The 13280-nt window shown below is 32.9% G+C and carries 8 protein-coding genes; 5 read left to right on the top strand and 3 right to left on the bottom strand.

The features are described 5' to 3' along the window. The first annotated feature begins 181 nt into the window (after positions 1 to 181). A complete protein-coding gene (locus tag AAEO57_RS00560; protein ID WP_341688413.1) occupies positions 182 to 742 on the top strand; it encodes an NAD(P)-binding domain-containing protein in 561 nt (186 codons plus the stop codon). A gap of 388 nt (positions 743 to 1130) precedes the next feature. On the opposite strand, the gene AAEO57_RS00555 is transcribed toward AAEO57_RS00560, so the two are convergent. After that, positions 1131 to 1982 (bottom strand): DUF7687 domain-containing protein, encoded by an 852-nt coding sequence (locus tag AAEO57_RS00555; protein WP_341688411.1) that lies wholly within the window; start codon positions 1980 to 1982, stop codon positions 1131 to 1133. Continuing rightward, positions 1966 to 2175, bottom strand: coding sequence for a helix-turn-helix domain-containing protein (locus tag AAEO57_RS20840; protein ID WP_423972132.1), 210 nt, complete (start codon positions 2173 to 2175; stop codon positions 1966 to 1968). Before AAEO57_RS20840 ends, AAEO57_RS00555 begins: the two co-directional genes overlap by 17 nt. A gap of 129 nt (positions 2176 to 2304) precedes the next feature. Here AAEO57_RS20840 and AAEO57_RS00550 point away from each other — a divergent pair, with 129 nt between their 5' ends. Then, positions 2305 to 3177 (top strand): Dam family site-specific DNA-(adenine-N6)-methyltransferase, encoded by an 873-nt coding sequence (locus AAEO57_RS00550; protein WP_341688409.1) that lies wholly within the window; start codon positions 2305 to 2307, stop codon positions 3175 to 3177. Positions 3178 to 3734: 557 nt separating this feature from the next. After that, positions 3735 to 5429, top strand: coding sequence for a phospholipase D-like domain-containing protein (locus tag AAEO57_RS00545; protein ID WP_341688407.1), 1695 nt, complete (start codon positions 3735 to 3737; stop codon positions 5427 to 5429). A gap of 128 nt (positions 5430 to 5557) precedes the next feature. Here the strand turns inward: AAEO57_RS00545 and AAEO57_RS00540 are convergent, their stop codons facing one another. Beyond that, positions 5558 to 6196: an NAD(P)H-binding protein gene (locus tag AAEO57_RS00540; protein ID WP_341688405.1), complete on the bottom strand. Its 639-nt coding sequence runs from the start codon at positions 6194 to 6196 to the stop codon at positions 5558 to 5560. Between the two features lie 237 nt (positions 6197 to 6433). On the opposite strand from AAEO57_RS00540, the gene AAEO57_RS00535 reads away from it, so the two are divergent. Together AAEO57_RS00535 and AAEO57_RS00530 are read left to right on the top strand one after the other, a co-directional pair. After that, a complete protein-coding gene (locus AAEO57_RS00535) occupies positions 6434 to 10132 on the top strand; it encodes an AraC family transcriptional regulator (RefSeq protein ID WP_341688403.1) in 3699 nt (1232 codons plus the stop codon). A 178-nt stretch (positions 10133 to 10310) separates the two neighbouring features. After that, entirely contained in the window at positions 10311 to 13280 is a 2970-nt protein-coding gene (locus tag AAEO57_RS00530; protein ID WP_341688401.1) for a SusC/RagA family TonB-linked outer membrane protein, read from the top strand.

The following is a 13280-nucleotide window of genomic DNA, read 5'->3' as shown; positions in this document are numbered from 1 at the left end:
TTAAATCAGCAAACTTAGCAAACATAAATATAATTTACCAATTTGTAGTTTTAAATCTACAACAATGTAGGTTTATTAGGACTCTTTAGGCAATAACACAACATTCAATACTACTATATTTGTTTAAGTAACTATTTTACGAAAACGATTTATTTTTTATAAATCAAATGCAAATTATGATATGAGAATAGGAATTATAGGTATATGTAGTCTTACTATAGATTTTGCTTTCAGAGCTGCTAAATTTGGACATCAGGTCTTAATTAGTCATTCCCGGGAAAATTCTCATTTAAAAGACCTTATACAAAAAATGGGCCCTAAGATAAAACTTGTTGAAAGAAATGAAGCCGCAAAAGCGGAAATACTTATATTATTTATCCCCAGAGAAGATCTTCAGTTGTTCTTGAATGATTTACCAGATATGACCGGAAAGATACTTATACATGCCAGCAATCCTGTTTTTAGTTTAGAATGCCTTGGTCCAAATTCAAAAGTAAAATCATCAAGTGAAATAATAGCTTCACTCTTGCCAGAAGCCCATGTAATAAAAATACTTAATATCGCAAATCAGGATATGCTTTCGTTTCTAAAACAAAAGGAAAATAAAAATGAAGTGTATTTTACGGGAACAAATAGTCAGGCTAAAAATAAGGCAAAAGCTTTTTTAAAAACTCTTGAACTTACAGGTGTTGATTTTGAAGAACTTTACCTGCCGCCTATATTAACTTATTCTGCTAATTAATGATTTAGAATAATAAGTTTTTATAAAGAAAAAATGTATTATAATAAGGGAAACAGGTACGAATCAGTAAAGACTGCTTTTAATTTACAATTTCGTGTTTCCCTTTTTAGCAAATTTTATAAAACACATGAGTTATGTTAGCCCGCCCCAAGGTTAAGATGCTCTAATGGCACTTCTGAGGAAGTGCCTCTTTTATATATACACTTATTGAATCAAAGTCAAAGTCTCTTTTTAAAAAATTCGGATTAACCAAGCATTATCATACTACAAGCATTTTAGGATTAATGAAGCCAAATATTCGGATAAACACAAATTTATTTGGTAAAATACCAACTTTAAGTTAAGCCAAATACACCCAAATTGCTTGTAGCGTGATTAGGCTCTGCCCTTATTTGTTTTCTTTTTCAAATTGTGTAGTCCATTCTTTTACAAGTATAGGAATACGAGTTTCAACTTCTTTTCCAAAAATCACCTCTGTAACAAGTCCCATATGCAACATGTCGCAGATTCTACATAAATATGATTTTCCCATTGCCCACCAAGTATTGTGATCGTCAATCATTAAACAATGATGAATAGTTCTTCCTAAATGTTCTCTAACTTCGTTAAGTTCATAACCATCGAGTTGAGTTTCGTAAACTCCATCAGCGACACGGCTTCCAAATGTAGTTGTGTAGTAATATTCTTTGATTTCCCATAAGGCAATTGGATTTATAACATTTGGAAATGAGCCATCAACTCTTCGTGACAAACTACGAATTGGAAAATTATTATGAGTAAAAGCAGATAATTCCTTTGGATCGTAATTACAATCATATCCTTTTGAGTTAGCTTCGATTAGCATATTTATAATAGAAGTAAAATATGCTGGGCCATGTTTTTCACCTTTCTGCTTATTTAAAGGTTCTGGACAAGTTGGGTTTAAATCAACTTTAAGTTTTGTGTACAAAGCTTTGGCTTGTGCTAAGGTCTGAAGATTTGGTTCAATATGATTAGTTAGAAAATCAGCACGAAATTGAAAATATTCAATAAGTAAACTGCCGAAGGCAGTTACTTTGTTGTTTAAAACAATTTTGCTTGAATCTAATCCTAACTTGTCATATGCACTTTCAATGTCTTGAATTGATGGAACCTTGATAGTCCCGACTCCTCTGTTAGTATAGCCAACTTTTTGACTAATCAATTTCACATTTGCCCAGAATTCTTGTGGTTGTTTTAAAAACTTACTTTCTGCTTGCATTTATTTTATTTTCAAATTCGGTTAGAAATTCCATTATGTTTGTGTTAAAGCACTTTAAAATTTCCCGAAGCTCAATAAAATCAATTCTTCTTTCTCCGCTTTCAATTTTACTGATAAAAGATTGTGGTACTTTTAGTAAAACGGCGAGATCTGATTGGCGTAAACTAGAAGATACTCGAAGTTGATATAACATTTCGAGTAATATTTTATGTTCCTTACTATTAAGAGACTTTTTCACATTTCAAAAATATATCCTAAAATAGTATATCCCAAAATAGGATAATAGCACAAATGTATTATCTTTGAAAAATAAACCAAGTATATGCAACTCACATTAGAAGAAAAGTATGGGACTTATTATCCTCCAAAATCACAATTATTAAAATGGGTTGGAAATAAACAAAAATTTGCCTCAGAAATCACAAGATATTTTCCAACTCAATATGGAAGATACTTTGAACCATTTCTTGGAAGTGGTGCAATTTTAGCAACAGTAGCACCACATAATGGATTAGGTTCTGATACATTTGAACCATTAATGCAAATTTGGAAAATGCTTAAGACCAATTCTAGCGAACTCGTTGATTGGTATGCAGAAAGAAGAAATAAGATAGGAGAGGAAACAAAAGTAGAAGTTTATAAAAAAGTTTTGGCATCATATAATGAAAACCCAAATGGAGCAGATTTTCTTTTTTTAACTCGTTCATGCTATGGCGGAATAATCCGTTTTCGTAAAGCTGATGGATACATGTCAACTCCATGTGGAGTTCACGATCCAATTTCAGTTGAAAGTTTTTCTAAACGTGTTATTGAATGGAAAAACCGTTTGAATAAAGTAGATTTCGCACATTGTGATTATAGAGAAGCTTTTTCTCAAGCAAAATATGGCGATTTAATTTATTGTGATCCGCCATATTCTCATAGTCAAGCTATTCTTTATGGAGCTCAAGATTTTAGATTAGAAGATCTGTTGTTAGAAATTGATAAAGCAAAGTCAAAAGGTGTTCGTGTTGCACTTAGTATTGATGGGCATAAAAAATCTGGAAATTTACTATGCGATTTACCAATAGAACATGGTATTTTTGAAAATGAGCTATATATCAATTGTGGTCGATCAATGTTAAGACGTTTTCAGTTAGAAGGACAAACTTTAGAAAACGAAAATGTTTCTGATCGTCTTTTGTTAAGCTACTAGTTTTTAAGTTTCGTGAGCAGGTTGTGCGCAACAATTTCGTATCCGAAACATTCTTTATTTTATTACATTGATAAAAAAACAATCATAATAATATTTTATTTAAACTAAAAAACAAATAACCAAAAGCTATTAAAAACAACATTCATATTTAGTTTTTAAGAAGCTTTCTTTTGTTTTATATCAAATTAGTCATTTTTAATTTTATTCTCCCTCATAAAGCTTAATATTAATTTTTAGCATTTTTAGTAAAAATATTAATTACTTTTTCAAAAGTAAATTATCCCGGCTAATTTCAAATTAACTCCGATTTAAAAATTCAGCACATTTAATTCAGATAGTAAACGAAACCTCAATTGTAATAATATTAAATTTACGTTACTAAAAACAAAACACGTAAAACTACTTATTATCAGTATTTTATAGTTGTGTAATTTAGACTCGCTGAATTATCACAGCCTTGTTTAGTAAACGCCTTATACTTTTTTCTCTCTCTCGACACTCTTCTCAGGATATATTTTAAATTCAAAATTTTCATTTAAATTAATTATCAAATAAAAATGCGTAAAAGAGCAAAACAAAACGGACTTGAAATAACAGCAGTAATTGGCACTTCGGCTGTTCTGCTTTCTTTTGAAATGGACAAAAACCTGACAGAAGGACTTCTCGGATTTGCAATTGAAAGAGAAGACCACACCGAAAATGAGAAATATTATCTTAAGGGATTTAAATATTTTGTAGAAACAGCAGGAAATACTAATGAAGGTCAGTTATATAGCACTTATGAACATCCTGTGCAGTCATTTTTATGGGAAGATTTCAGTATCAAATGCAATCATGATTATACATATATTGTTACTCCTGTTTTTGGAAAACCTAAATACCTGATTTACAAAGAACCATGTGCTATAAGATTTACTACCCCGACAGAAGATACCGGGGAGCATTCCGTTTATTTTAACAGAGGAGTTGCAGGTAGCCTTGCTTATGCAAGAAGGTTCAAAAATAAAAGACCTGGTTCTAATGATATGACCGAAAAGGAAACTGCCGAAGCATTGAAATGGCTTTCTAGAGGGCTTGAAGAAGCCTTGCTGGGCTTTATTGACAAAGCAGAGGACAGTTCCTATAAACTTCGGGCTGCTTTTTATGAATTTGAGTATCTGCCTGTATTAGAAAGTTTTAAAACTGCATGTGAGGAACGGGGAGTTGATGTAAAAATAATTTATGACTCCAGAGGTGAGGAGGAAGCCAATAATACTGCTATAAACGAAGCAGGACTGCCGAGAAAAATTATGATACCCAGAAAGGCAGAAGCAGAAAAAAAATATATAGCACATAATAAATTTATCATTCTCCTGAAAAATGATCAGCCGATAGAAGTCTGGACAGGTTCGACCAATATTACTCCTAAAGGAATTTTTGGACAATGCAACGTTGGGCATGTAATACGAAACACAAAAATTGCCGAAAAGTATTTTAAATATTGGGAAGAATTAGTACAGGATCCTTTAAATGATATTCTTGACAAAAAAACAGTCACTATTCAGCCGGATCTTGATTATGATGAAATTCCTAAAGATAGTGTGACCGTTTTTTTTAGTCCTCGTGAAAAGAAAAATATTCTGCAAACTTATGCCGATTACATGGATGGATCCAAACAACTGATATGTGGCATGTTTCCCTTTTCTTTCAGTAAAAAAATGAAAGAAGTAATTATAGATACCACAGACAATCTGAAGTATGTTATAATTGATAAAAAGGATAAAAATACGACTCTGGTAACAAATGATTTTGATAATGTAATTGTTTACGGGACATACCTGAAAGATGGGCTATATGACTGGCTGGAAGAAACTCATGCCGGATTTTTATTGAACGCAAAACCTGGAAATATAGGAACAAATTTTATCCACAATAAAGTTCTTCTTATTGATCCGCTGGGTGAAGACCCTATAATTGTTACCGGTTCTGCAAATTTTAGCGATAATTCTATTGCCAATAATGATGAAAATACACTTGTAATTAGGGGAAATAAGGACGTAGCTGATTTATATTTCACAGAATTCGTACGAATATTTAACCATTATTATGCAAGATATACAGCTCTAAAAATGTCTGAAAATCCTAATGCAGAGAATCCAATTCATTTAAAAACTGAATCTTCTAAATGGGTATCTTCATTCTATAATCCCAATGGGCTTAAATATAAAAGAAAAAAAATGTTTATAGATATGAAAGCCGATGATTTAGAATAAAAAAAACCTTGATTAACAATTTAAATAAAGATGCCTAATTATCTTAAAATCATAAATTTATTGAAATTCTGTTTTTAAATATTATTTATTTTATAAATTCACTATTAGATAATCAATCTAAAGAAGACTCAAAATCTGAAGATATCATTCAATTGGATAATATGTTCGCCCAAATGCAAAATTTTAGGAGCTCGCGCTAATTTTTCTGCAAGTAAAGAAGTAGGCACTGGCTTAAATTTATGCATTAATCCTAATACATTCAGAAATTTTAGTACCGAAGCACTTAAACGTTCACCCGCACGGTTTGTTTCTTTTCGAAGCAATAATCCTGGTCTGAACACAATATAGGAATCGAAAGCAAGTTTTGCCATCTTGTCTTCCAATTCTCCTTTTATTCTGGAGTAAAATACTTTGCTTCTTGATGAAGCTCCGTATGCAGAGAGTAAAACTGCTTTCGAAACACCATTTTTCTTTGCTGTTTCGGCAAATTTCAACGGGATTTCGTAATCAATATGTCGCTGATTTTCTTTAGAACCTGCCACTTTTAGTGTTGTTCCTAAACAGGAGAAGAGAACATCTCCTTTGATGAATACTGAAACTTCTTCCAGTTTTTCAAAATCGGTCAAAACCTCTGTCAGCTTTGGGTGAATTATTCCACTAAGGCGACGAACAAACACTACAACCTCATTATAATCTGTATCCTGTAACAAAACGTTGACAAGGTCTTTTCCCGTAGCTCCTGTGGCTCCAATGACTAATGCTTTCATATATTGCTTTTAGTGATTGATAAAAATAAACATTTTTACAATCCGATAGCTTTGGAAAAGAAGGATAAAATATTAAACCAGACGACAAGCAATATTTATTTCAGACGCTTTCTACATTTCAAAATGACTCAACTTGTATATTAATACCTTTCAATTCTTCTGACTTCTTTAACTTAACCTACAGTTTATGTTTAAATAAACTTACGATTGTAACCTTGCGGGTTAAAAAAACAAGCAATGATTAGGTTAGTATTACTCTTTTTTATTTTCTCGGGATATTTATCTGGACAGCAGATAAAATTTCAAAATTTTACAACAAATCAGGGATTATCCAATAATTCAATAGCAGATATCGAAAATGACAGAGATGGCGGACTTTGGGTTGCTACATGGGATGGTTTAAATTATTTTGACGGCAATAATTTCAAAGTTTTTAAAAATAATTTTAAGAATAATAAAACGATAGCCAGTAACTATATTACTAAATTACAGAAAGATGCCGAGGGTCAAATTTGGATCATCACCAGAGAAGGTCATATAAACCGCTATCTTGGGAATAATGAATTTGAAGAGTTTAAATTCAAAAGTATTCCAAAAAACATGTACTTATCTCACAAAGGAAATATTGTCGTAGAAACCAGTAATACCTATTATGAATATAAAAATGGTTCTTTTAGTGAAACAACTTCTGTAAACATAAAGAAAAAAGACTTCAATAATCTAAAAAATATTCTGTTAAGAAAGTACCCTAATCTTATTATCAATGATATTTTAAAAGATAAATCGGGCAATATATGGTTTGCCACGCGTGAAAATGGTTTGTATATCATTACAAATGAATCTAATTCAAATAATATAGAGCATTATGTGTCTGATCTGTATGCTCCATATTCTTTTAAAAGTAATGAAGTAGAAACACTTCACGAAGATGATTTTGGAAATATTTGGTTAGGTCTGAAAGACGGTGGTCTGAGTATGGCGTATTCAGGATCTGAAAAAATAAATTCTGTTATGCCTCATCCTATTAAAGAACCGTATCTGCCAGCAGAAACAATAAGAGCTGTTACCAAAGACAACAAGGGAAAAATCTGGTTGGGTTATTACACAAAAGGACTTTACTATTACAACGAAACACGTCATTTTTTTGAAAATTTTAAAATTGACAAAGCTTCATCAAATCCGGATTGGGAACGAATAAGATCGCTTTTTACCTCAAGTGACGGAACTGTTTGGGCAGGTACTTATAAAGGAATTTTGCGTATTGCAAATAATAAATGTACCAGTTACGAAACCAGTAATGTACCGGGAATGTCAGTTGCAAGGTGCTATTCTATGTGCGAAGATCAGAATAAACAGCTTTGGATGGGAGGCTGGGGCGGTCTGGCCAGATTTAATTTGAATACCGGAAAATTTGAAAAATTCAAAGGGCAGGAATTGTTAAGTAAATATCATATCCGGTTTGTTAAAAAAAACAATCAGAATCTCATACTGGCGACAGAAAATAACGGGGTTGTTGTCTTTAATTTAACGACTCAAACATTAAGAAAGATTACTACCAGCGAAGGAATTTTAGGCAATAGTATTTATGCTGTTTTCGTAGATAATGAATCAGATAATTACTGGATAGCTTCTCTTGGTGGTGTAACCGTTTTTAATAGAAGCAAAGGTGTAATAAAAAACATTACCGAAGCAGAAGGACTGCCAAGTCACATGGTGTACGGACTTATAGATAATGGAGATAAGGTTTGGGTGAGTACCACAAAAGGAATCGCTTCTATTGATAAAAAAGAATATACAATTTCCTCTTATAATTCTGACTACGGATGGCAGGCACCTGAGTTTTCTGAAGGAGCCTATTATCAGGATTCTAAAGGGAATCTTTTCTTTGGTGGCGTAAACGGATTAAACTATTTTAATCCAAATACAATACAAATCCCTGATTATAAAGCAAAAATAAAACTAAAAGTTGATGGTAACGAAAATTATTCAACAACCATTCAAAAGGACTTTTCTCATAACAGATTAGAAATTGAAATAATACCTGTTTTGTTTCCGGGAAATAAAAAAACAGATATCTACTACAAACTGGATGGGAGAGATGAAAAATGGATTCGCTTGCCGGCTAACAATAAAATAGAATATGCTAATTTATCCTCCGGAATTTACAGTTTTAAGCTAAAGCAGGGAGAAAACGGAATTGTAGAACCTGTTTTTTTCAGCCTTCGTATAACCGAAGCTTTTTATCAGTCCATATTGTTTTATATCCTCTTATCAGGATCTATATTGCTGATCTGTATGGCTGTAGTTTATTTCAAAAATAAAACGGCTCTCACTCAGCAAAAATATCTCGAAGAGCTTGTAACAGCACGTACTGCTGTCATTGAAAACCAGAAAAAATACCTCGAAGAAATTAATGCCGAACTTGATCTGAAAAACAAACAAATAGAGGAACAGAAAGAAAAACTTTTAATTCTTCACAGCAACTTTAAAAACCAAAACTTCGAAATTGAAAAGTTTAAGAGTTTTATGCTGGCTGAGTTTCAGGAACCGATTGCAAAAATAATTGAAGTATCAGGTTCATTTAAACAAGACAACGAAACCCAAAAAGCTTTGATATTACAATCTGGCAAACTGGTGAATCTTATCTCCGAATGGAATTATCTCGAACATGTTAAAGATCTTGGACCAATTAAGAAAACAGCCGTGGATTTGTTTCCTGTTTTAAAAAATAATATTGAAAAACTAAAAAAGGATCTGCAGTTTAATCAGGTAAATTTTAATTGCGAAATAGAAAACACACCTTTTTTTGCTGAGACAGACGTGCTGCGTTTAAAGTTATCCCTACAGTATTTTTTCAACGATTTCTGTAAATATTCTGATCAGAACAGTACTTTGAGTATTAAAGTTACTTTTGAAGATAATTTTTTAAAAATCATAGCAGCTTCTGATAGTATTATTTTAAAAAACAACTGGTACAATATTCTGCATTACAGCCCTTATTTTAAAGCTTTGCAGGTTTTATTACAGGATCTGGAGGGTGAACTCATTCCTTCTTCAGAAGAACAATTTAAAACCACTTTGTTTATTCCAATAGCAGCTATTGATTCGGAAACCACTGTAAAAGAAACAATATCCTGGAAAAACTTTAATTATCAGGATCAGTTTTCTTCCGATAAAAAATACCTTTTGGTTTTTGGGGATTCATATAATAATCCGGCAGCAAATCAGGTACTGGAAAGCGAAGACTACAACCTGATCTTTGAAAACTCTGTTTCTAATTTAAATGCGGTAATGAAGCAGATAGACATTTCTGCACTGGTTTTTTATCAGGCTGCATTCACTAAGGAGCTGATTAGTTTTTTAAAGACAAACAAACAAAATTCGAATATCAAAATCCCAATGATTTACATCACAGAGCATATTAATTATGAACTGGATGAACAACTATTGGAAATGGGTATAGAAACGAATATAAAATTACCAGTCAGAAGATCTTTTATCAGAAAAAAAATTGAGAGTCTGATTAATCAAAATAAAGAGTCTCTGAAAGAATATAAAATGCAGGAAAAAATATTTGAGATTCTGACAGAAGATAATGATCACATTACTCCAAATGAAAAGCTTCTAAAAAGAGCCCTGGAAATCATTAAAGAAGAATTACAAAATCCTTCATTTAATGTAGAAATGCTTGTGGATCAACTGGGAATTTCAAGAGTAAAATGCTATCGTTTGTTTAAAGAAATCTTAAATCAGTCTCCTTCTGATATATTAATGTCGCTTCGGTTACAAAAAGCCGAAGTTTTACTAAAAACTAAAAAATTAAACATATCCGAAATCAGTTTTGAGTGTGGTTATAATGATCCAAAATACTTTGGGCGCTCTTTTAAAAAGTATTTTGGAAAAAGTCCGAAGGAGTATAAAGAATATTCTCTTTAGAATTATTGTTAGCGCTGTATTTGTATAAAGTTAGGGCAATGTTAATGAACAAAAACACCCCTTTTTTAATGTTTATACTACTCTAAATTGAATCAAAAATCCCCTTTTGGAAAACAAAAATCCTCCTGTTAGCAAGATCGTTCAGATACTTTTGGCGAAACATAAAATAGTTAATTAAATGAAAAAAATTTATGCATTATTAATTCTTGCCTTAGGATGTATGTCATATTCCTATGCGCAGGGATCTGTATCAGGAATTGTCGTTTCTGATCTTGAAAAGAACCCCGTACCAGGAGTCTCTGTGTATATTAAGGGAGAACCGAAAGGGGCTGTTTCAACAGATTTTGACGGGAATTTTAAAATTAAAGTACAGCAAAACGAAGGTATTTTAGTTTTTTCTTATGTTGGATTTAAAACAAAAGAAGTTGCTTATTCAGCAAATCAAAAACTGAATGTCGCATTGACAGAAGAGGTGAGTACATTAAATGAAGTTGTAGTTGTAGGATATGGTTCTCAAAAAAGATCTGACGTAACGGGAGCTATTGGTTCTGTAAAAAGTGAAAACTTCAATAAAGGAGTCGTAGCAAATACAGGACAATTGATTCAGGGTAAGGTTGCTGGTGTCAACGTTACAGGGGCAAGTGGTGAACCGGGAGCTTCTCAGGATATCATTATTCGTGGAGTTGGAAGTTTACGTTCTGGTACAACGCCGCTTTATGTGGTGGATGGATTTGCTTTGGACAATACAGGTAATGGTGTGGCATCAAATCCTTTAAACTTTATCAATCCACAGGATATCGAAAGTATAGATATTCTTAAAGATGCTTCTGCTTCTGCCATTTATGGTTCGAGAGCTGCGAATGGGGTGATTGTAATCACAACCAAAAAGGGATCAAAAGGCAGAACTCAGATCAACCTTAATATGACTACCGGATTCTCGACATTGGCTAACAAAGTAGATGTTTTTGGAGCAGATGAATTTAGAAGACAGGTTACTGCCATTAACGGGAATCTGATTGATGGAGGTGCAAATACAGACTGGCAGGACGAATTGACCAGAACCGGTATTTCTCAAAACTTAAATTTATCTATGAGCGGAGGAACTGAGAAGTCAACTTATGCAGCATCCATAGGTATAGACGACCAGGAAGGTATTTTCGAAAAAAGTGATTTAAAACGTTATTCAGGACGTTTGAACTTAACTCAAAAAGCATTTAACGATAAGTTTAATATTGCTTTTAATATGACAGCCACAAAACTTGAAAATTCGCGACCAGACATCAGAAATATAGTTGGAAGCATGCTGACAATGAATCCAACTGATGCGGTTTATGTAAATGGAGAGCCTAATGTTAATTTAAGTAACAATGTTCTGAATCCTTTAATCAATCAGAGGATTTACTCTGATGAGACGAACAACAATCGTATCCTGGCGAACATTGCACCATCTTACGAATTCATAAAAGGATTAACTTATAAATTCAATCTTGGAGTCGATTATTCCATGACTGAAAGAGATATACAACAAATACCATACGCATTGTATGCTGATAAAAATGCAGGGACTCTGAACAACATTATTACTTCTAATAATAATGTTTTATATGAAAACACTTTAACCTATAATTTTAATGTAAATGCACATAGCTTTACCGTTTTAGCGGGACAGTCTTACCAGAAAATACAGGTAAATCAAAAGAACTATAATTTTGAAGGATTTGCGGACAACGGTATAGAGCCAAAAAATCAGTTAGAAACAGTTGTCAAATCGACAGGTCATAGTTCATCTGCGGTAGAAAATGAGCTTCAGTCATTCTTTGGAAGAGTAAATTACGGATATGACAATAAATACTTACTTACAGCCACTATGCGTGCTGACGGGTCTTCTAAATTTGGTAAAAACAACAGATATGGTTACTTTCCGTCTGTTGCATTAGGATGGAACATTACAAATGAAGATTTTTTAAAAGAATCTGAAGTTGTAAACAATCTTAAACTAAGAGCAAGCTGGGGTCAGACAGGTTCTCAGGAGATTCCATCTAAAATTACCAAAGCAAGTTATACAGAAAGTAATACCGGAAACAATACGTACCCTCTGGATCCGTCTGCTACAGATTTAAGCGGATATCCTTATGGTTCAATTTTTACCCGATTGGCGAATCCGGATATTCAGTGGGAAGTTTCAACTCAAGCCAATATAGGTTTAGATTTCAGTTTATTCAACAACAGATTATCAGGAACTATTGACTATTTCAACAAAGTTTCAGATAAGATTTTATTAGAAGTAACACCTGTAGATCCTATTCAGCCTGCAACAAAATACTGGACAAACATTCCTGACATGGAGATCAGAAACAGTGGTATTGAGCTGGCTTTGGATTACAGCAGTGACAAAAGCAAAGACTTCTCTTATAGCATTGGCGGAAATATATCATTTACTGAAAACAAAGTACAAGACTCACCTTATAAAATATTAACAACAGGAGGAGCACAAGGAGGCGGACAGTCCGGAGCAACAATAAACGGAGCTCTTAATGGATATTCTATCGGTTCTTTTTATATGCAAAGATTTAACGGAATCGGCCCTGATGGTCGTAGCCAGTATATAGATACAAATCCTGACGGAGAGATCAAGGATGATGACCGTGTCGTGACAGGAAGTGCAATACCGGACTATATTTATGCCTTTTACCTGAATTTTAAATATAAGAATTTTGATTTGGGACTTAATTTTAATGGTGTGGCAGGAAATAAAATTTACAACCACGTTGCAATGACTTCATTCAATAAAGGACAGCTTGCAAATTCTTTTAACACCACAGACAGAGCTTCAGAATTTCCAAATGAAGCTACAACAAATTCCAATACAGTATCTACCAGATATTTGGAAGACGGAAGTTTCTTAAGATTAAACAATGCAACCCTGGGGTATAATTTCAGTCCAAAAATGATTGGACTTGATAATGTACTGGATAATTTACGTCTTTCGGTAACAGGACAAAATTTATTTTTAATCACAAACTACAGTGGTTATGATCCTGAAATAAACACCGGAACTTCAGTTGGAGAAATTCAGTCGTTTGGAATTGACTATTTCAGTTACCCAAGAAGCAGAACCATTTCAATTGGTCTAAACGTGGCATTTTAA

Source organism: Flavobacterium calami (genome assembly GCF_038290035.1).
In the GTDB taxonomy this organism is placed as follows: Bacteria; Bacteroidota; Bacteroidia; order Flavobacteriales; family Flavobacteriaceae; genus Flavobacterium; species Flavobacterium calami.
The sequence above is the reverse complement of the archived record's forward strand: the minus strand, read 5'-3'. Positions and strand labels throughout refer to the sequence as shown.